We start from the raw sequence: 18,172 nt of genomic DNA, 5'->3' as shown, positions 1-18,172 counted from the left end.
TGTATCGAGGGAGCGCATTGCATAGCCAGGGCCAAAAAGGCACTGGTGGTGAGCATGTTAAAACTCCTGAGTTCGGAATGGCTATTTTCTTGCCGACTCTGCAATGAGCTCCAAAACGGCCTGCTCCAAATAGTTATCGATCAGGTAGCGAGCAAGCTCCGAGGGTGAAATCTGCCTGGAGCTTTTGGTTTCATAGCTCACCCGTATCGCGGCTTTGTTAAGCGCCTCCACCCTGACCGGTCGGATATAAACGCTTGATGTCTTGGTGGTTGCTTCATCTTCGGATGACGCCATGGGAACTCCTAAGGGCTGTGAGAACGCAAAAAAACACCGCCAGGCAAGGCCCGGCGGTGTAACGGGAAATCGTGGGAAGAGGTAATGCTTAGGCGGCGTTAACCGTCGAATAGAAAACAGTCCCTGAACGCCTGACGAGGCGTTCCAACGCAGCGTCCTGGACCAAGAGTGCAGAGAAAGCCGCTCTGCGCGCCGCTTCAGATTTCATCTCGATGATCAGACGCAGTGTTTTTTCCAGCTCTGTAGGCAAATTACGAAACTCGACGCAATCAAGCCAACGGTTAGCACGAACCATGGATGCTGCCTTCAATCCCTCTACAGTACTGTCCTGCATAACACACGTTTGACCGCCGAACTGTACGAACCCATGGGCACCATTCAACGCTGTGATGGTGGTGGTGTGCGTAACCTCTGGATCGAACCGCAACAGAAGATAGCCAGGAAACAAACGCACCTCCTTCTCTATCGATGAAGGGCGATCCGTGCGTTTGCGGTGGGTGGTTCTGGTAGGGGAATACACCTCTACGTCCAACCGTTCGATCAACGTGATAAGTGACTGATATACAGCAGAATTGTGCATCAGAACGTGCCAATTTTTCATAATCAGATCCTTTTGATCAGGCGCTCTTTCGAATTCCCAAACCGCTGAGCGCATGGGCAGGTGGTGTGCTGATGGAAACCAGCTCCATCTCTGACTGGTCCGGCATGGCCTGTAAGTGATGGATTTCGAGTTAACAAAATAGAGCAAGTAGAAGAAAAAGTAAACAGAATTCTATCTATTAGATAGCTAGCATTCTTTTACGTGGACCAATCGCATGAAATCATTAGAATTTATGGGCGAAAAATGGACACGCTTCGAAGCTTCGTAGGAGCAAAAATCAAGGCTCTCCGTAAATTGTCAGGCATGAGCCAAGCCGCCCTAGCTGAGAAAATAGGCTGTGATGCGCCGCTTGTAGGTTGTTATGAAAGGGGAATTTACCTCCCTGGTGTCGAGCAGTTGATAAAAATCTCGATGGCTTTTGACGTAGCTCCTGGCGAACTGCTACCAGGCGGCCAGGACGTGCTCAGGACGCGCCTGATATCGCTTAGGCAGGCTATAGCTGACAAAGCAACAGAAGTTGACTCGCCAGAATCTCTAGAAGAAATACTGGCGTTCATGAACAAATTTACGATTTACAACAAGTCTGATGAAAAAAAATAGGCGATATCAAACCTCAGTTCAGGCCGTATTTACGTGAAATTTCCATGATTCGAAATCGACGTTGGTAATTGAATTCAATTGCCTCGTGATCTATTGGAAAAATACCATCAGACAACAAGGATGAGTACTTTTCGTCTAAGCGTATCAAGTCCACCAACTCTTTGATTTCGACCCGCAATTCGTCTTCATCAATTATCATTATTTTCTCCAATACTGAGCACTCATCATCTATGTGAGATAAGACAACTTTCTTTATCAGTTCTTGAAACTGGAGTTCTTGCTACCCTGATCAAAAGCGCTGGCTACAACAAGCAACATTGCTGACGATATCAAAACAATCACAACGCCACTTGTAGAATGGGTGGGGGAGTTTGAAACCAGCGATAATGCTCCGAGCGGTGCTAGACCACCAGCAACTGCGGTCCCGATCTCGCGGCCTGTGCCTACGCCTGATGACCTTGTATGAGTGGGAAACTGACGACTCAAAAACGAGCCTTGTGGGGCAAACATCATTGGTGCAAGCACACCAGTTGCGAGACCAATAGCAATGAAGATCCATAGACTTTGCCCCGTTTCAAGAAGCTGCATGAAAGTGTATGCAAATATAGCTGACAAAGTCCCTCCGGCCATTAATACTTTTTTGCTACTCCAACGGTCACACAAGGCTCCAAAACATGGGACCGCGAAAATTGCTATTAGACTGGCAATAGTCACCGATAGGGAAGTAGTGCTTGCAGAAACCCCTTTGTACAAGGTTAGATAGGCAAGTGAAAAGGTTTTAAATATATAACTGAGTGCGTTATACCCAATTGCAACAAGAAGCACGACAACAAGGCCTTTGAAATCATTCTTCAATAAAGTCAGCAGTGGCGCTCTTTCAATCCCAATTTCCGATAGACCTTGAGCTTGCTTTGTTTTTGCCATTTCCTGGAACGCTGTAGTTTCGGGAATGCTGTTGCGTACCCACATGCCAACCAGCACTAATACAATGCTTCCGATAAATGGTATTCTCCAACCACCTGCAAGGAGAAATTCTTCTCCGTTCATCGTAAGCAGGTAGACAGTAAGTGACGAAAAAAGTAGACCCAAGTTCAACCCGAGCGCAGGCCAGGCTCCTTGGCTACTACGTTTTTTTTCATCGGCATGTTCATAAGCAGTCACCGCTGCCGCAGCAAGTTCAGCACCAGCACCAAGCCCCTGAAGAATTCGAATCAGCACCAAGAGAATTGGAGCCCAGATTCCTAACGTGGCATAGCCAGGGATCAAGCCTATTGCGGTTGTACATATGCCCATTAGGCAAAACGTTACCATCAGCATTCGCTTGCGACCGAACTTATCACCCAAATGCCCGAACACGACGCCGCCAAATGGCCGAGCTATAAATCCAATTGCAAACGTTGAAAATGCCATAAGCGTTGCCGTTTGGGGATCGCGAGGGTCAAAAAAAACTTTCGCAAAAACCGTTGCGGCCATCATCGCGTACAGATAAAAATCATACCACTCCAACATGGAGCCAACTATTGTTGCACCTGCAACCTTACGCAGTCGAGCGTTACGCTGGTCCAAACTTTCACTATTCGGCAGATCTGTTACAGCGCTCATATATTATCCCTTCAAAATATATTATTTATTTTTATAGAACTCAGCTGTTTTTCGTAAGCTTATCTACGATAATTCGGCCTATTGGAATGGCTGACGTCGCTGCTGGGGATGGTGCGTTGCACACATGCAACATTCTTTCTGTCTGTACAAACAGAAAGTCGTCAACAAACTCACCTGAACGGGTGACCGCCTGAGCACGAATACCTGCCTCATAGGGTTCAAGGTCCTCCATTTTAAGTGACGGAAAATACTTCTGACATTGTTCTAAATAGTTTTTTTTGAAAATCGCATTCTTCATTTCAGCAATGCCGGAGTTTATGTTTTTTCCAACAAGCTTCCAAAACCCCGGATACAAACTGTACTCTAGGAAATCACGCGCATTAAACGCGAACTTTCGATATCCTTCTCTTGATAGGCCTAACACGGCATTGGGTCCAACAGTAACCCCGCCGCCGATCATACGAGTCAAATGTATTCCAAGAAATGGCAGCCCGGACTCTGGGACCGGATATATTAAGTGTTTTATACTGTCATCAAGATGTGATGACAGCCGGTAATACTCACCTCTGAAAGGAACAATTCTGCAGTCCACTTTCAATCCTGCAAGCGTTGCCAATCGATCAGATTGTAATCCAGCGCAGACTACTAACTTTCTTGCGGACAGTGACAAACGCTCAGACGCAATGCTTACATGGTTTCCATGTTCTTCTATAGAGACGACCGTTTGGCCCAGAAGTATTTGTGCTCCAGCTTGAGCAATCACATTTGCCATGGAACGAGACACCACACCGTAGTCAACGATCCCCGAGCTTTTTACAAACAACGCGCCCTCCCCTGCTACATTGGGTTCACGCCGCCGTAGCTCCTGTGCATCAAGGCGTTCTGTGGTCAGGCCATTTTGTTTTGCCCGCTCTTCTAGCGATCCTAACCGGGCAAAGCTCTCCTTGTTTGATGCAACCACCAACTTGCCGCACACCTCGAAAGGAATACTGTGTTCGGTGCAAAACGATTTCGTCAGCTCCGCACCCAGGGTGCAAAGCTTCGCTTTGAAGCTACCAGGTGCGTAGTAAACGCCAGCATGAATCACACCGCTGTTATGACCTGTCTGATGCTGCGCTAGGGAAAGCTCTTTCTCCATCAACACAAGTGAACAGCCAGGGTAAACCTCGAGCAGCCGCATTGCCGTGGCAAGCCCAACGATGCCACCCCCAATCACGCAGAAATCGTAAAGCATAAAAAATCCTTTTAAACGTCAGGTTGTCTGACAACTAGGTCGTTGTGAGTCATACGCATGGATACCCACTAATCCGCCAGATCTATGTTGAGCCGTAGCGCTGCGGACTTTAGGTGCATGCGAGCGAAGTGAGCGGCTTCGGTCGAATTTCGTTTTGCCACTGCGTCGTAAATCTTGCGGTGCTCTCGGATGGCACCACTCGGACCTACTGCAAGTTTTGAAGAGTTTTCCCACGCCATGAAACGGGCCTGGATCAGCTGGCTACCTAAAAAATCGTGGAATGCGGTCAGATATTCGTTTTTGCACGCACCTACGATAGCACTGTGAAATTCAACGTCCGCCTTGGAGGAAACCTCGAAATTGGTCTCGTTACTCTCCATCAACGACATCGCTTCAGAGAGCCGCTCCAAATCTGAATCCATATGCCGCTGTGCAGCAACAGATGCTGCTTGGATTTCAATCCATGACCGCAGCTCAAACAATTTGGACAAATCCGCTGAATGCCTTTCGTTGCTTGGCAGTCGAAAAACTGTTCCACCGGGAGTATGAGAAACAAAGGAACCACTGCCCCGACGAATTACTAACACGCCATCAGCTTTAAGCTGCGAAATGGCCTCACGTACCACAGATCGGCTCACACTGAATTGATCAGCTAATTCATGCTCTGTCGGCATCTTCGACTCGGCTGGAAGCCGTCCGCTCGTAATTTCTCTGCGGATGGCAGAGACGACACTTTCGACAAGAGAGTGAGGGCGTGGAAAGCTAAGCATAGTTAATGTGTCCTATTGTCTGACAATCAGATTAATGAATCTTGGATCCTATTTCGAGCCTTGCCGACGAATGGTTGTCAAATAGCCTGTGATTTTGGATTGGTATGAACTCAGTAAAAAGTGGTGATAAAATACGTTATCACCACTTTTTACAGGCTTTTGCAAATGGTGTGCGGCATCGGTCATTGGCGTTGCCATTGTGACCCATATTCCGATTTCGATCATTTATGAGGCGTGCGAGGGCTACACATGCAGGACGTGACAAAGATTAGCTCAGGTGATCCACGCAGGCTGACCGCCGTCGAATTTCAGCAATTGGCCGCAGTACCGTCTGCGGTCGAGTGGTTTGCCAACCTCGACAACCCACGCACCCGCCGTGCTTATAAGAATGATCTGACGGATTTCTCTTCATTTATAGGGCTGGCCAGCGCCGACGATTTTCGCCAGGTCACCCGCTCACACGTATTGGCTTGGCGCGCCGATCTGGAACAACGCGGACTGGCCGGGGCTACGATCCGCCGCAAACTGGCGGCGCTGGCCAGCCTGTTCGATCACCTCCTGGAAAACAATGCCGTCGCTGGCGGCAACCCGGTGCATGGGGTCAAACGGCCTCGGATTGAAACCAACGAAGGCAAGACCCCGGCACTCGGCGATCACCAGGCCAAGCAGCTGCTAGAGGCTCCGGACACTGAAACGCTCAAGGGATTGCGTGATCGGGCTATTCTGGCTGTGCTGCTGTACCACGGCCTGCGCCGAGAAGAAGCGGCACAACTGACGACTGGCGACTTGCAGGAGCGGCGAGGCATCAAACACCTGCGGGTGCATGGCAAAGGCAGCAAGATCCGCTTTTTGCCGCTGCATCCCATGGCTGCCGAGCGCATCCACGCGTACCTGGAACAAGATATAGAGCGTGCACCGACGCCCGGTCCACTGTTTCGCTCGCTGCGCGGTACCACCACCGGTGCCGGCATTACGGCCAACGGCATCTATACCGTGGTCGAGGCCTATGCCAAGAAGGCCGGCATCGGGGTCGAGCACCTGGGCGTGCATGGCCTGCGCGCAACGGCGGCAACCAACGCCCTGGAGCATGACGCCGATATCGCCAAGGTACAGATGTGGCTAGGGCATGCGAACATCAGCACCACCCGCCTGTACGACCGACGCGGTCAGCGGCCGGAGGATTCGCCAACTTTCAAAGTGAAGTATTAATGCGGGGTCCAGAACGCTAAGGCCTACCGCGCCTGGCGGCTTGGTGGCAGGACATTGGCAGCGCGACAAGTCACCCTGTCCCTGCCCTGCTTCCAAGTTATCCGCGTTTGGCGGGTAGTACGGAAACCACTTCAACGTAACGGTATTTCTTTCGAGCGGCTTTAACCGCGTCCAGTTCCGCCTGCAGCGTGCTGATCGTATCTGCCGGGTAGACCCACAGCTCAGTGTCGCCTTCGAATTCGTTACCGACACGCAACGTAACCTCCAGCTTCGCGGGGTAAGGACTGGGTTTCTTTGCCCTGGTTGTTGCCTTCAGATCGTCAGGCCGTTTGACATCTCCAAACAGCGCCTGTCGCATTTCATCTTCCGTCGTCATTAAATTCATGCATAAATGTAGCAATTATTATCCACCAAAACACTCAAGGAATGAATAAATGGTCAGCGTAGAAGAGCGGTTTGCAGAAATTGAGCGTCGCCTAGCCCTCCTAGAAGCCAGAGACGTGCCTTCGCTCACCATAGGAAATGACAAAATCGAGCCAAGCGAGTTACGCGAAGCACTTATAGCCTTGACCGTCACAAACAAACGCTTCGACCCTACAAATGCTGACCTGGGTGTTTATGAGGACCACATTTGGTTCGACTGCGCATATACATTAAAAACAGGTGCAAAGCCTACTCGTGCGGTCAAGGGAGAGCTTCAATTCTCAGACCTGTTTGGCGAAGTGAAATTCAAACTACACCTCACCATTAACGAGCCGCTCAAACCAGGCGTGCCCCTTGTGCAGCGCGGCATTGGCTTCAGTTATAACCAGTTCATTGGCGAACATCAATGGATGTTGATCACGGAGACAAAAGACATGACCTATGCATTCAAGGTTTCAAATGTCATCTATGCGGATGAGACTACAGAAGTGTTTTCCTAAAGGGGCTAATCGGCTCTGACTCCCCATTACTGATCCAACCTAGTCGTATAACTCTGACTCATCATGTCCCGCCGCATTGCCAACTCCGGATCGGCGGGAACACTCCCGGCCCTCAGCGTCAGGATACGGGGATGAGTTGTCGCCCTGGTTGGCAGCAGTCAGCAAGCCCATGGGTGCGGTAGCTGGTTGGCCACCACGGCCAAACTGGTTGCGCAGGCACGCAGTACGCTATGCCTGCGCAAAAGTCCGTTCCGTAAGAACGTTCAATGCGCATAACAAAGCCGTGTTCAAAATCACTGAGGGCTGTGAGCGCTTTCATTCTGCGTTACCGTCTATGACTCGTACAGGCTTACCTACCTCACGCTCAATGGCGGCTAGGCTGGGCCGTATGCATTGTCATTGTAAGACTCGAAACAGCGGGAGCATTCGAAACGCTCATTCTGAAAGTCCATGGAGCGGTCTTCGCCTTTGGACTCAAAATCATGGCCGAACCATTCACATTTTTTTGACAATTCTTTTTTTCCGTGGTCAGTTTGACTGAGTAGTCTTGGTATTCCGGACATGGATGTTGCGCTGTCGCTCGATCATCCTTTTAGCCCACGTCTCAGCCATCGAGTGATCGCCTTGAGACAGAGCATTGTTCAGCAGCTCTAAATCGCCTTCACGGCCGCTGTATCCAATCGCGCAGAGGTTTATTGCACTAAGCAGCTCGGTCAGTAGGGCAGGCAGACCTGAAGGCCCGACAATATCTGTACTCATTCGATTTTCCGTTGTTCGTGGGGCTGGTGGTGGATGGGGTGACTTGTCGCCCTGGATGACAGCAGCGAGCAAGCCCATGGGCGCGCTAGCCAAACATTCCTCGTTACCTGCGCAACTCAGCCAGCGCTCTATCTCTGGCATAACCAACGCGTTATAGATCGCCCTGCCTCTAAGACTTCGGCCCGCACTGATGGGTTGGTGGAATAGGTCACATGCAGTCATTGCTGCCAAGCCTAGAGGTAGCTCTATTGCTCTGCTGATCGTGCTCTTCCAACAAAAAAGTGAGGTAGCTACGCGCAAGGTTGCAATACAGACGCGCCTCGTGGGGCTGAATTGCGATCCCATCTTTCAGGTCGGTTCCGTGGCGAACCCCACCCCCCGTCGGGGACGAAAGGTAGCCGTGCAAAATCGTCATCCAGTTAAGTATATTTTCTTGCGCCTTGCCCCGCTCTCGCCTTTTCATCTCGCTAATGATTGGCCCGAAGTACTTCCCCTGAATTGTAACGGTGTCCTCGCCCATACCCCGGAAGGCTGTCGTGATCGACTCGAGAAGGAACAGAATTTCTTGGACTGCACGCCGACCTTGGCCCGCATCGAGCAGCCGTTCAGACTCCACCAAGCAATCGTCGATAAGCTTTCGGGCCAGCTCATCAAGTGAAGGTGCCATGCGCGGTACAGTGATTGGCGTATAGGCACGCGTTGCAATTAAATCAGGCAGTTGAATCTCATACCCTGCATCATGCTTAGCCAATATAGCGTTGATATGCTCAATGTCTGGCACGCCTAAGCCGGACTGATCGAGGCTTGCGCAGCATTTACAGAAAGCATCGATAAACAAAGGAGCGTTCTCTGCCACATCGTCCATGAGGTTAGATAAATCAGTCCACGCCCAACCCAGACTGCTGCTTGTACCAGACCCGCCGAAACTGTCCTTGCATTGCTCAACTGATGCCCAGGCATCTCCCTGCGCCACAATTTTTTCAATCAGACCATAAAAATCACGAATAACACCTTGCGGGGCTGGACCCGGAGAATTGAAACGCCACGATTTATCGAATTTCAGCAATTTATCTATCCTTGTAATTATTCAGAATATCCGCTTACCGACCGCTTCTAACATCTCTTTGGGTTTGGCGGACTTTTCCATGCTACTTCGGTTGATCTTCGGTGGACGTGTTTTCAACTGCGCGCATGTACACCGCCATATCACCCCTCTGCTCGACGATGGCGGCTTCGCCTGTTTCGAGCGCGGCGCTGATCTTGGCTCTCATTCTCAGGCACAAACCGCATCAACGTGCACCCAGTTACCGGTGCCGTTGCTGGCTTCCCCGAGCCAAGTGCCACATGGCGCCTGCTCGGCTTCATCGTCGTCAGGGTAGGGATCAAAGTGCGTGGCCATCGTCGTTTTCCCGCAACATCAAAGGCCATCCCTAGATTCTTCATGGAAGCTTTTCCCAAGTACCAGATCTGTGTCAAGCTATGTGAATCAGCCGATTTCATGCGATGATTTGCCTTTACCCACTCAAGGAGAGATATGTGAACTTCGAGCCAGAACTCTACGCCAAACTTAGCAGTAAGCCTTACGAAGCAGCATTGGAGGTCTGCGCAAAGGTCGACAATAATGTATCTAATACAGAGGCGGGTCGCAAGAATAATGCTTCTTTGCTCTTCGAAGCAGGCAAAATACTTAACAGTTTAATTACAAACAATTTAATACAAAGCAACCTTAGCCTTCCGCCAGTTAAGGATGGAAAACCAGAAAACCTAGCAAGCTTCTACTCATACATAGAGGATTTACATAGAAATCTAAAATCAAGATCAGCCCTCATTGAAGCACTTGAGGTCGAAGCCGAATTAGATCGCTTGTTATTAAATTCTGTAGACAGCAAGTCTGGTTTTGAATTGATGAGTGGCGACCTAGACAAAATCCCTAAAGTTCTAGACGAGCTGGAGCAAGTCATAGCGGACAGTGCAGAGTTGAGCGAAGATCACAAAATCCGTATTTCCAAGCGTATTGAAGAGTTGAGAAAGGAGATTGGTAAAAAGATAACCACTCTTGATTCGCTGTATTGTTTAGGGATCGATCTTATATTCACCGGTCAAAAATATGGTCCCAGCGCAGTAATAATTGCCAAGCTAGGAAATTATCTATTTTCTACCGCTGTAAGGATTAATGCCCAAGCTGAGGGGCTCGCTACAGGTGACATACCACACCTAACTAACGAGCAGATTTCAAACAACCTTATTGATTAACACCATCCTTTCTTACCCTGCCGCGGGTTACCAGTAGATGCTTCTTGATTGTATGCTTCTCAGCAGCCCGGGCCTCATAGGTGGCCAAGGCTTCGGCCAGCGACAAGCAGGAGATGCCTGCAAGGGGCGCGGTAGGGATGGCATTTACCTGCCACGCCCGCACAGATCAGCACGTGCGAAACTACCGCATATGGCTCCTATCTTGGGCGAACATCGCGTGCTTAGCTTGGCGCAACTCGTTCAACGTCTCCAAGTAGGTGCCCTGCAGCGTAACGGTCAGCGGTTCGGTAAGCAGCGCCGGGGGCTCGGCGCGGATGTACTTACGCGGGGCTGTGGTGGTCATGTGTGGGGCTCCTTGCGAATCTTGAAAGGGGTGGGCTCTATTACCTCGGCCCAGCGCATGGCTGGGCTTGGGCGTGCTAGGGCGTTTTCCTAGGCTTAAGAACCAACACTACCTACCAGCCGCGAACCTGGGCATGTAGACGACTAACGACAGGATGCGACCACTTGATGCGTTCAAGGTCAGACCTACGACCTTTGACCATAGCTTGGGCATCCTCCTCCGACGTGAACGCCTTATGGGCCTCCTCCTCACCCCGAGCCTGAGCATACTGCTCGAAGTTTCGCTGGTCAGATCTGCGTCTAACAACGAGCTCCATCACACCATCGGCAAAATCGAGAGCTCTCCTTGCACTGTCGAGCTGGGCAATGACGTCAGACCGCTGCTGATCGGTATACCAGAGGCGCACAATCTCAATATCCGACTGATGTTTCTGGGACTGTGCAAGCCCTTTTATCGCGCTGGCTAACGGCTCCAGTTGGCTTAATGCAGATATCAAGTCTGCTGATTTCAAGTTCGAATCATCTGGATTTGGGGTCATAAATTCTCTGTTGTGTCAGTTTTGCGAGTCAAAGGCGTGTCACACGTAACGTGTGCTTTCCTATCAATGGGGGCAACCGCACCCCTCCTGGGCATTCTGGTTGAGCGAGTCGATCACCTCCGTAGCCTCGTCGTTCAGCTCATCCGTCAGGGTGCGGTGCATGAGGGTGTCCACCAAGTTTTCGACGCGCAACGCTGCCAGCCAACCCTCAGCGACACCTCGGCGGTGGATGAAATCGTGCAGGTCATTAGAGTCGCGCAGTTGCTCGATTTTCTTGCGTGCGGTTTGGACAGTTTGAGCACTGTTCATAGGGATGGGGCCTCTACAGTTTTGAGTGCGGTACCGCGAATTTCCTTGAAGCCCCGGCTTAGCGAGGCGGCCTGGTTATCCGGCTTACCCTTGGCTCAGTGACCTTTCACACAGCCACTCAAGAATTTCGAGTCCAAAGACTGCGAGCATCAGAACAAACCACAATACGAGAGCGAGAATACCCGCGTAGTTGTACGCCAGATCTCCTGTGCGCTGCCCTGCTTCCCCCAGAACTATTGAAGCCAGAACTGCAAAAAATTGAGCAATTGAAAGTTTCATACGACGTTCCTTGTGTCTTTTCGATGCCAAAGTGGTGTTTCTCTACTGACCCAGCCCCGCACAAAGCGAGGCTTGGGGATACACGGACGATTTCCTATGCAGCAGAATCGTCTTCCAGATCCGCAGGATTGTTCTTCTGGATGGCCAAGTGGGCATCCATCGCCCAGAACTCAAACCAATCGACGTTAGCCCTCGCTACTTCAGCCCAAGTCATCGTGCCGCTGTCCAGCTCACCTTGATGAAGGGGCTCAAAGGTCGTCTCTCTTTCGTAATGCTCCAGCCATGCACGCTGGGCAGGTGTCGCGGTAGTGCTGGTCATAGCCATGGGTGTTTTCCTCTTACGCATCAGGGTCAACCGCGACCCACGCTTTTGCACCGTTGTAGTCATCACCGCCTTCGGCCCTGAAGATTAGCCCGGCCTTGTCCACGGCATATGCACCTGGGCGCTCGCTGTCTGGGTCGCGCAGTTCATTCTTCCAGCCGTACACCTCGCCGTCCCACACCAGCACGACGCCTTCACGGTGTTCCTGGTTGCCTGCTCGCCACTTCGCGGCGGTCGAGCGTAACGCCTCGATCAGTTGTGCCATGGTCACGCTTTCCTAATTCTGGTTAAACATGTCGAGCTGAGTATTCCCCGGATCAGCTCTCGGCCTATTCAGCGGGTGGCCCAACTGATGGCGAATCTCGGCCAACCAAACCTTGTAGGGATAGTTTTCTCGCGCACCCCATGGGTAAGCTTCGGCCAACTCCTTGCGCAGCGCTGTCATGTCCTGACGGCCTACCCGACGAATCACCTCACCAATAATCAGTGCGGCCTCACTTCTCCACGACATGACACTTCCTCCGCTGCCGCTTCTACTGCCTCGGCCCAGTAGCTGGGCGTGAGTGAACCTGGTGCTTTTTCCTTGGCCGTTTTAACGGATGGTTTAGAACAGCCAATCAAGGGAGATATCGCGCTGGTCGCGAGGACGATCCGGCGTCGCTGGACGATCAAGCTCTTCACGGCAAGGATCGCACAGCGTGTAGCAAACACCGGCCGTCGTGTAGCTCCTTGCCGTTGGCTGCTGCGTACTGCAGCGATCGCAGCAAAGACAAAGTGGCTTCATCGGTATCGCATACAGTTCAGCAGTCATCAGCTTCATACGACCGCTCCCTGTTTCATTCCTTGAAGGCTATCAAGCCACCTTGTTAGGGCTTCTGCTACGCATGGCGGAGCCATGTGGCCAGCGAACTCTCTCAGTAAATGCAGATATTGTGGATCTGAAAGCTGACTAAGATGTAGGTTTCGGACTGTGTTATATTCTCGCTCGGACATAATTTTTCCTCTCAGGATTTTTGTGTCTCACGCCGGGGATGGTTCCAGCCATGCCCTGGCACCTTTATTGCCATACGATTTGCTACTGTTTGTTCTGTGCCAACGTGAGTTGCAGACGCTCGGATAAAATTGAGAATGCTCTACGGGCCGCGTTACGTACCGGCGTTGATGGACTGTCTAAGCGTTGCCCTAACAGCTCAAGCGCAGAGTTGACAAAGTAGATAGGGGTTTTGACTACCCGCCCTGGGTACACTTGCTCCAGCGCATCAATAAATTTCTGTGCAGCCTCTTGGGCGTGTTTGTTTGTAGGCCAAGCCGAAGGCAACGCTACAGCATTTGGCATTGCAGCAAGGTCGCGAGAAATAGTTTCTAAGTCTTCTTCTGATCCACGAAAAGGCAGGATGGTTAACTGCGCTTGCTCGGAAATGGCCCTGTCCAGTTCGGGCCGGTTCCCGCCTCCATCGATAATCAACCATCCGTTCTTGGTGTTGCTGCTTGCAGTAATAATTTTGGCCAGCTCTGCCCCATCCCTTCCGTCCATTACGCCATATGGACGACCTTCTGGCTTGAGAAGTCGATGTGGATCAGTTAACACATAGGCAGCTGGCTGACCCCGTAGAATTGCTCCTAGGCTCATCAGATGCGCTGTAGTGGTTTTGGTGGTACCGCCTTTCTGCCCACCTATAAAGATCAAATTACTCATACCTGCGCCCCTTTTTCTAGCACCTCCAACATGATTTCCTGAACAGACACGTTGCGCCCTTCTTGCTTGCTTCGCTCAGCAGCTTTACCAACATAGAGGCTGTACAGAGAACGCGCCGGCCGTAATGTCATCTGCATCGTGCCACCCTCCCCGGCTACTTTTTTTACCGCCTTTTCTGGAGCTGGAGGCGGTGTGACTAACGACGCCGAGGCAGCAGCAGTCAGTGTTGCAGCGAGGTCTATCACACCCTTTGAAGTTTTCATCTCATACCCTCATAAATTCATAGCGTTTTAACTTTAAGAAACTATAAACCAATAACTTTACAACCTCAAGCAGTTGTGAGGTTGTGAGGTTGTGAGGTTGTGAGGTTGTGAGGTTGTGACATCACCTCACACCATGTCAAGGTTTACGTGTAAAATCGAGCTCTTACCCCGCGTGCTTGAGGACTGAGCTTGGCTAAATTTCACGTCGACTCTATCCAAGAGTGGCAACCGTTCGAGCACGACGGTGTTAAGTACGATCTCGGTCACCTGTCATCGCACCTGGTAATCTTCAAGGCAGACAAAAAAGACTACGAATTCGTTGTGACTTACGGCCTCCACTGCTTCACGAAAGACGACACCGGCACCAACATTCCGTACTGGTACGAAGACGGTCGGCATGGGCAAATGGTCTGCTTGGAACGCTACGAAGCCTCTAAGCAGCTCAAGGGCATTATAGAGAAGCTGGACGCCGCTACGATCTACCACACGGAAGGGGAGCGGTTTTTCACCATGAGCGTGTTGAACAGCGCTACCGGTCTGCTAGAACCGTATAAAGTGTGTCTAGCGTTCTATCGTGAACACCGCTTGCTGCGGATTCACGTCACCAGCGCGTATTTCGCACGCACTGGCGAAGGCTCAGCGGATACCCCGATCAACAAAAAGGGGTTCAGTATCTTCAAGGTCGCGATGGATACACAAAAAAAGCCCAAAGGCCAATGCCCCAAGGAAGTACGGAATCGGCCGTAGCCGCAAAACTGAAGGGCCAGAAACGGCGAATCCCGCTCTAGGCGGGATTCTCAGCCGTCGATTGCATGCTTCGACGGGGCAGGACGCTATTACTTGGCACTGGGCCATCTGACTTTCATCAGAAGCGGGGTGCGATCCGAAGATCCCTGTAACCACCCTATGGTTCACGCCTAGGCGTAGACGAATAATAGTCAATCTATAATAGCTATGTCAATCATGCTGTCACATCCTGGATCACCTGGCTTCACCCCCGATCATTCCTCAGCACTCGTTTAAAACTGGCCCTAACAGCGTCCAATTCATTGGCCCAGCCGGGCTGCTCAATCAGCTTTCAAGCACGTATGACGCGCTTGATCACTTCGCCGTAAGCGTCCGGGCATCACGCCTTGCGTGATTAAAACGATTGCCACTTATGCGGCAGCAACTGATCGATTTCACTCGCCCGCTGCGTCGGCAGGCGCGTGAGAACATTCTTCAAATATGCATACGGATCATGACCATTCAGGCGCGCAGACTGGATCAGACTCATGATCGCTGCCGCCCGTTTGCCGCTGCGTAAGGCCCCTGCAAAGAGCCAGTTCTTGCGGCCAAGGGCCCATGGTCGGATCTGGTTCTCTGGTGCCCGCTCAGTACGAGAAAAACCTTAACATCGTGTCCGGGATCAGTTGACCACTACAAAGTGCCTATTCGCTGGGAACAGAGTTGCGCGTTTTCAAGATAATGTCATTGCTACAGCATCTGCTTAATGGATACGCCACAGCCGTCCCAGGCCAAGACGACCTATGTCAAACCTTGAAGCGCGCCACTAGACGATTCAGATCAATAGCCAGGCTGGCCATTTCACTGCAGGCGCTGGCGGTCTGACTTGCGCCTGCCGCGCTCTGGACTGACAGTTCGCGGATGCTGGTCAGGTTCTGATCGGCCTCGCGGGCTACTTGCGCCTGTTCTTCAGAGGCGGTGGCGATCAGGAGGTTGCGCTCGTTGATCTGGGTGATAGCCTCGGCGATCTGCTTGAGCGACAAGTCGGCGTTCTGTGCCACCGAGATTGAGCTACTGGCCATCTGGGCGCTGACGTTCATGGCACCCACCGCTTGGGTCGAGTCGGCCTGAATCGCGCTGATCATCTGTTCGATTTCCTGAGTCGACTGCTGGGTGCGGTGAGCCAGAGCCCGCACTTCATCAGCAACCACCGCAAAGCCACGGCCTTGCTCGCCGGCGCGGGCAGCTTCAATGGCCGCGTTCAGTGCCAGCAGATTGGTTTGTTCGGCAATCGCGCGAATCACCTCCACTACCTTGCTTATGTCTTGGGCCCTGCCAGATAATGCCTTGACCTGATCTCCAGTACTTGCCACGTTGCCAGCCAGACTTTCGATGGCTTTGAGGGTCTGCGCCACGTTTTCGATACCTGAGCGAGTGAACTCCATGGACTCGCGAGAAGATTGTGCTGCGGCTTCGGCATTACGTGCTACCTCGTCCACCGCTGCGCTCATTTCGGTCACCGCGGTCGCAGCCTGGTTGACCTCATCGTTCTGCCGAACCAGCCCGCGACTACCGTCTTCGGTCACCGCAGTCATTTCTTCAGAGGCCGACGCCAGTTGGGTCGCGGAGTCGGCAATGCTGGCGATGGTTTCCCGCAGGTTGCTCTGCATCTTCGCCAGGGCGGCCAGCAGGCGGCCCGCTTCATCGCTGCCACTGACTTCGACCTCCCGGGACAGGTCGCTGCCAGCAATCCGCTCGGCCACTACCAAGGCATCGCTAATGGGCGAGGTGATGCTGCGGGTCAGCACCGTAGCCAGCACTACGGTGAGTATCAGGGTTAACACCAGCAGGCCGATCACCAACGATACACCGTTGCTGTAGAACGAGGCGGCATCCAGGCCTGCACGCTTGGCACCCTCATCGTTAAAGTCCGCGAGCTTGCTCATCTTGTCCTGCAGGGCGTTGGCCATCGGGCTTATACGGGTATTGATCAGGTTAATGGCTGCAGCGTTGTCACCACTTCGCAGGAACGACTCCAACTCTTCCAACAGGTTGAAATACTGCTGCACATCCGTGGCAACGGGCTGATAAAGTTCACGCTCTGCCGGCCCGGTAACCAAGGGTTCGTAATGGCTGATGGTGTTCTGCAGTGTGCTGCGTAAACCGCTCAACGAGGCGATGCGGGTTTGGCGCTGTTGTTCGTCGGTGGTTACGGTGATACGGATGCTTTCAAGACGCAGGCGCAAGATACCTGTCTGCATCTTGCCTATCTCACGGATGCTCGTCATCCAATTAGTTTCGACATCCTGCTCCGATTCTCGAAGCTTTCCCATTTGCATCAGAGCGACAATGCCCAGAGCAAAAACCACCAGAACAATGAGCGAGAAGAAGATGGCAGCCCTTGGAGCAAGGTTCATAGATCTTACGTTCATTTTTTATTTCTCTTAGGAGGCTGGGTAAGTCATTGCTGTCATTACAGGCTATCGACCAAAATGCCTGGAACTGCATTCCATCCGACAACTGGGTTAGGGAGCCCGCAGAATTCGGAAAAATCGTACGCTAAGCCCGCGTCTGATTGACCTTGCGTGATTTATAAAATACAATCAGCTTATGATCGAAATCAAACAAACCGCCACTTTCATGAACTGGGAGAGCAAGCTGAAGGATCAGCGGGCAAAGGCCGCAATTGCCGCTCGCATCTTCCGTTTGGCGAATGGTCTACCCGGCGACGTGTCACCAGTCGGCCAAGGAGTGAGCGAGTTGAGGATTCACCATGGCCCAGGCTATCGGGTTTACTTCCAGCAGCGCGGGACAGAAATCGTCATCCTGCTATGTGGTGGAGACAAGAGCAGCCAGACCAGGGACATAGAAACGGCGAAACGCCTAGCAAATGAGTGGAGGCCGCAATGACTGAGGCAATTTATGACTACGATCCCGCGCAAGCGCTGGACGGCCCAGAGGCGATAGCTGTGTTCATCGCGGACGCCTTGGACACTGGAGACGCCGCCTATATCGCTAAGGCTATGGGAGTGGTTGCCCGCGCCAAGGGAATGACCGAGTTGGCCAAGGAAACGGGGCTGGCTAGAGAGCAGCTTTACAAGTCGTTCAGCGAACGCGGGAACCCTACACTGAAAACCATGCTGGTAGTAATGCGGGCGCTGGGAGTTGATTTGACCGCCCGGCCGCATGCGCAATAAGAACACGTCCAGTTGAAGTACACCTCAACTGGGCGTCAAGCGGCTCACTCGCGCCACGTCAGATTAGGGCCGCTTTCTGCATTTTTTGACGCCTCGACGTCAACCTATATGGCCTCAACCTGACAAGCCGAATGCTTAGCGTACGATTTTGTCCGTTTTCTCTATTCGCCCCATTATTGCCGCCAAATCGTTGTCCGCTGATTCTAGCCAGAAAATGGGTAGCATCAGGAAGCTCGGCGATGGCGCAATCGTGC

The 18,172-nt window shown here is 51.9% G+C and carries 28 protein-coding genes and 3 pseudogenes; 7 read left to right on the top strand and 24 right to left on the bottom strand.

Annotation, left to right across the window (positions count from 1 at the left end; genetic code table 11):
• Nucleotides 1–81 precede the first annotated feature (81 nt).
• On the bottom strand, nucleotides 82–294 hold the full coding sequence (locus ABJ99_RS14425; RefSeq protein WP_054086378.1) for a hypothetical protein: 213 nt from the start codon (nucleotides 292–294) through the stop codon (nucleotides 82–84).
• A gap of 88 nt (nucleotides 295–382) precedes the next feature.
• Nucleotides 383–895 carry a transcription termination/antitermination NusG family protein gene (locus tag ABJ99_RS14420; RefSeq protein ID WP_054086387.1) on the bottom strand — a complete coding sequence of 171 codons (513 nt, stop codon included), beginning with the start codon at nucleotides 893–895 and terminating at the stop codon, nucleotides 383–385.
• Nucleotides 896–1,138: 243 nt separating this feature from the next.
• Here ABJ99_RS14420 and ABJ99_RS14415 point away from each other — a divergent pair, with 243 nt between their 5' ends.
• Nucleotides 1,139–1,495, top strand: coding sequence for a helix-turn-helix domain-containing protein (locus tag ABJ99_RS14415; RefSeq protein ID WP_054086377.1), 357 nt, complete (start codon nucleotides 1,139–1,141; stop codon nucleotides 1,493–1,495).
• Between the two features lie 13 nt (nucleotides 1,496–1,508).
• Here the strand turns inward: ABJ99_RS14415 and ABJ99_RS29190 are convergent, their stop codons facing one another.
• The 4 genes from ABJ99_RS29190 to ABJ99_RS14395 all read right to left on the bottom strand — a co-directional run bounded on the left by ABJ99_RS29190 (nucleotide 1,509) and on the right by ABJ99_RS14395 (nucleotide 5,101).
• Nucleotides 1,509–1,694 carry a hypothetical protein gene (locus ABJ99_RS29190; RefSeq protein ID WP_054086376.1) on the bottom strand — a complete coding sequence of 62 codons (186 nt, stop codon included), beginning with the start codon at nucleotides 1,692–1,694 and terminating at the stop codon, nucleotides 1,509–1,511.
• A 56-nt stretch (nucleotides 1,695–1,750) separates the two neighbouring features.
• Nucleotides 1,751–3,097 carry an MFS transporter gene (locus tag ABJ99_RS14405; RefSeq protein WP_054086375.1) on the bottom strand — a complete coding sequence of 449 codons (1,347 nt, stop codon included), beginning with the start codon at nucleotides 3,095–3,097 and terminating at the stop codon, nucleotides 1,751–1,753.
• Nucleotides 3,098–3,137: 40 nt separating this feature from the next.
• Nucleotides 3,138–4,331 (bottom strand): L-2-hydroxyglutarate oxidase, encoded by a 1,194-nt coding sequence (gene lhgO, locus ABJ99_RS14400; protein ID WP_054086374.1) that lies wholly within the window; start codon nucleotides 4,329–4,331, stop codon nucleotides 3,138–3,140.
• 68 nt (nucleotides 4,332–4,399) lie between these two features.
• Nucleotides 4,400–5,101, bottom strand: a complete 702-nt coding sequence (locus ABJ99_RS14395) for a FadR/GntR family transcriptional regulator (protein ID WP_054086373.1) — start codon at nucleotides 5,099–5,101, stop codon at nucleotides 4,400–4,402.
• Nucleotides 5,102–5,350: 249 nt separating this feature from the next.
• Here ABJ99_RS14395 and ABJ99_RS14390 point away from each other — a divergent pair, with 249 nt between their 5' ends.
• The gene (locus ABJ99_RS14390) at nucleotides 5,351–6,310 is read left to right on the top strand and encodes a tyrosine-type recombinase/integrase (RefSeq protein WP_054086372.1); all 960 of its coding nucleotides are present in this window, start codon (nucleotides 5,351–5,353) and stop codon (nucleotides 6,308–6,310) included.
• A gap of 97 nt (nucleotides 6,311–6,407) precedes the next feature.
• On the opposite strand, the gene ABJ99_RS14385 is transcribed toward ABJ99_RS14390, so the two are convergent.
• Nucleotides 6,408–6,686 carry a hypothetical protein gene (locus tag ABJ99_RS14385; protein ID WP_230081032.1) on the bottom strand — a complete coding sequence of 93 codons (279 nt, stop codon included), beginning with the start codon at nucleotides 6,684–6,686 and terminating at the stop codon, nucleotides 6,408–6,410.
• A 58-nt stretch (nucleotides 6,687–6,744) separates the two neighbouring features.
• Here ABJ99_RS14385 and ABJ99_RS14380 point away from each other — a divergent pair, with 58 nt between their 5' ends.
• Complete coding sequence (locus ABJ99_RS14380) at nucleotides 6,745–7,233, top strand: hypothetical protein (protein ID WP_054086370.1); 489 nt, start codon at nucleotides 6,745–6,747, stop codon at nucleotides 7,231–7,233.
• Between the two features lie 26 nt (nucleotides 7,234–7,259).
• Here ABJ99_RS14380 and ABJ99_RS27165 read toward each other — a convergent pair.
• The 4 genes and pseudogenes from ABJ99_RS27165 to ABJ99_RS29510 form a co-directional block, all read right to left on the bottom strand.
• Nucleotides 7,260–7,352, bottom strand: a pseudogene (locus tag ABJ99_RS27165) (DUF4113 domain-containing protein); the annotation flags it as partial.
• 409 nt (nucleotides 7,353–7,761) lie between these two features.
• On the bottom strand, nucleotides 7,762–7,992 hold the full coding sequence (locus ABJ99_RS14375) for a hypothetical protein (RefSeq protein WP_054086369.1): 231 nt from the start codon (nucleotides 7,990–7,992) through the stop codon (nucleotides 7,762–7,764).
• A 208-nt stretch (nucleotides 7,993–8,200) separates the two neighbouring features.
• On the bottom strand, nucleotides 8,201–9,058 hold the full coding sequence (locus ABJ99_RS14370) for a hypothetical protein (protein ID WP_054086368.1): 858 nt from the start codon (nucleotides 9,056–9,058) through the stop codon (nucleotides 8,201–8,203).
• A gap of 207 nt (nucleotides 9,059–9,265) precedes the next feature.
• On the bottom strand, nucleotides 9,266–9,391 hold the full coding sequence (locus tag ABJ99_RS29510; protein ID WP_259469601.1) for a hypothetical protein: 126 nt from the start codon (nucleotides 9,389–9,391) through the stop codon (nucleotides 9,266–9,268).
• Between the two features lie 137 nt (nucleotides 9,392–9,528).
• Between ABJ99_RS29510 and ABJ99_RS14360 the strand changes: the two genes are divergently transcribed.
• On the top strand, nucleotides 9,529–10,245 hold the full coding sequence (locus ABJ99_RS14360) for a hypothetical protein (RefSeq protein ID WP_054086367.1): 717 nt from the start codon (nucleotides 9,529–9,531) through the stop codon (nucleotides 10,243–10,245).
• Between the two features lie 181 nt (nucleotides 10,246–10,426).
• Here ABJ99_RS14360 and ABJ99_RS28290 read toward each other — a convergent pair whose 3' ends face one another.
• From ABJ99_RS28290 to ABJ99_RS14320, 10 genes are all read right to left on the bottom strand, one after another.
• A complete protein-coding gene (locus ABJ99_RS28290; protein ID WP_154864431.1) occupies nucleotides 10,427–10,588 on the bottom strand; it encodes a hypothetical protein in 162 nt (53 codons plus the stop codon).
• A 112-nt stretch (nucleotides 10,589–10,700) separates the two neighbouring features.
• Nucleotides 10,701–11,126 carry a hypothetical protein gene (locus ABJ99_RS14355; RefSeq protein WP_054086366.1) on the bottom strand — a complete coding sequence of 142 codons (426 nt, stop codon included), beginning with the start codon at nucleotides 11,124–11,126 and terminating at the stop codon, nucleotides 10,701–10,703.
• A gap of 63 nt (nucleotides 11,127–11,189) precedes the next feature.
• Nucleotides 11,190–11,435, bottom strand: a complete 246-nt coding sequence (locus tag ABJ99_RS14350) for a hypothetical protein (RefSeq protein WP_054086365.1) — start codon at nucleotides 11,433–11,435, stop codon at nucleotides 11,190–11,192.
• Between the two features lie 84 nt (nucleotides 11,436–11,519).
• The gene (locus tag ABJ99_RS14345) at nucleotides 11,520–11,714 is read right to left on the bottom strand and encodes a hypothetical protein (RefSeq protein ID WP_054086364.1); all 195 of its coding nucleotides are present in this window, start codon (nucleotides 11,712–11,714) and stop codon (nucleotides 11,520–11,522) included.
• A 94-nt stretch (nucleotides 11,715–11,808) separates the two neighbouring features.
• Nucleotides 11,809–12,039, bottom strand: coding sequence for a hypothetical protein (locus ABJ99_RS14340; RefSeq protein ID WP_054086363.1), 231 nt, complete (start codon nucleotides 12,037–12,039; stop codon nucleotides 11,809–11,811).
• Nucleotides 12,040–12,052: 13 nt separating this feature from the next.
• The gene (locus ABJ99_RS14335; RefSeq protein ID WP_054086362.1) at nucleotides 12,053–12,301 is read right to left on the bottom strand and encodes a hypothetical protein; all 249 of its coding nucleotides are present in this window, start codon (nucleotides 12,299–12,301) and stop codon (nucleotides 12,053–12,055) included.
• A gap of 12 nt (nucleotides 12,302–12,313) precedes the next feature.
• Nucleotides 12,314–12,547, bottom strand: a complete 234-nt coding sequence (locus ABJ99_RS14330) for a hypothetical protein (protein WP_019740158.1) — start codon at nucleotides 12,545–12,547, stop codon at nucleotides 12,314–12,316.
• A gap of 93 nt (nucleotides 12,548–12,640) precedes the next feature.
• Nucleotides 12,641–12,856 carry a hypothetical protein gene (locus tag ABJ99_RS28285; protein ID WP_147461882.1) on the bottom strand — a complete coding sequence of 72 codons (216 nt, stop codon included), beginning with the start codon at nucleotides 12,854–12,856 and terminating at the stop codon, nucleotides 12,641–12,643.
• Nucleotides 12,857–13,111: 255 nt separating this feature from the next.
• A complete protein-coding gene (locus ABJ99_RS14325) occupies nucleotides 13,112–13,732 on the bottom strand; it encodes a hypothetical protein (protein ID WP_054086361.1) in 621 nt (206 codons plus the stop codon).
• The gene (locus ABJ99_RS14320; RefSeq protein WP_054086360.1) at nucleotides 13,729–13,995 is read right to left on the bottom strand and encodes a hypothetical protein; all 267 of its coding nucleotides are present in this window, start codon (nucleotides 13,993–13,995) and stop codon (nucleotides 13,729–13,731) included. The genes ABJ99_RS14325 and ABJ99_RS14320 overlap by 4 nt, the downstream gene beginning before the upstream one ends.
• A 189-nt stretch (nucleotides 13,996–14,184) precedes the next feature.
• Here ABJ99_RS14320 and ABJ99_RS14315 point away from each other — a divergent pair, with 189 nt between their 5' ends.
• Nucleotides 14,185–14,742, top strand: a complete 558-nt coding sequence (locus ABJ99_RS14315) for a hypothetical protein (RefSeq protein ID WP_054086359.1) — start codon at nucleotides 14,185–14,187, stop codon at nucleotides 14,740–14,742.
• 394 nt (nucleotides 14,743–15,136) lie between these two features.
• Here the strand turns inward: ABJ99_RS14315 and ABJ99_RS27160 are convergent.
• The 3 genes and pseudogenes from ABJ99_RS27160 to ABJ99_RS30040 all read right to left on the bottom strand — a co-directional run.
• Nucleotides 15,137–15,358: pseudogene (locus ABJ99_RS27160) on the bottom strand (transposase domain-containing protein); the annotation flags it as partial.
• 169 nt (nucleotides 15,359–15,527) lie between these two features.
• Nucleotides 15,528–16,316 carry a methyl-accepting chemotaxis protein gene (locus tag ABJ99_RS30045; RefSeq protein ID WP_412459353.1) on the bottom strand — a complete coding sequence of 263 codons (789 nt, stop codon included), beginning with the start codon at nucleotides 16,314–16,316 and terminating at the stop codon, nucleotides 15,528–15,530.
• Between the two features lie 66 nt (nucleotides 16,317–16,382).
• Nucleotides 16,383–17,138, bottom strand: a pseudogene (locus ABJ99_RS30040) (MCP four helix bundle domain-containing protein); the annotation flags it as partial.
• A 193-nt stretch (nucleotides 17,139–17,331) separates the two neighbouring features.
• Between ABJ99_RS30040 and ABJ99_RS14305 the strand changes: the two are divergent.
• Nucleotides 17,332–17,631 carry a type II toxin-antitoxin system RelE/ParE family toxin gene (locus ABJ99_RS14305; protein ID WP_054086357.1) on the top strand — a complete coding sequence of 100 codons (300 nt, stop codon included), beginning with the start codon at nucleotides 17,332–17,334 and terminating at the stop codon, nucleotides 17,629–17,631.
• Entirely contained in the window at nucleotides 17,628–17,918 is a 291-nt protein-coding gene (locus tag ABJ99_RS14300) for an addiction module antidote protein (protein ID WP_054086356.1), read from the top strand. The genes ABJ99_RS14305 and ABJ99_RS14300 overlap by 4 nt, the downstream gene beginning before the upstream one ends.
• Nucleotides 17,919–18,172 lie beyond the last annotated feature (254 nt).

Origin of the sequence: Pseudomonas syringae pv. cilantro, from assembly GCF_001293775.1 — a bacterium.
Classification (GTDB): domain Bacteria; phylum Pseudomonadota; class Gammaproteobacteria; order Pseudomonadales; family Pseudomonadaceae; genus Aquipseudomonas; species Aquipseudomonas syringae_P.
This window is presented reverse-complemented; position numbering and strand designations above follow the sequence as displayed.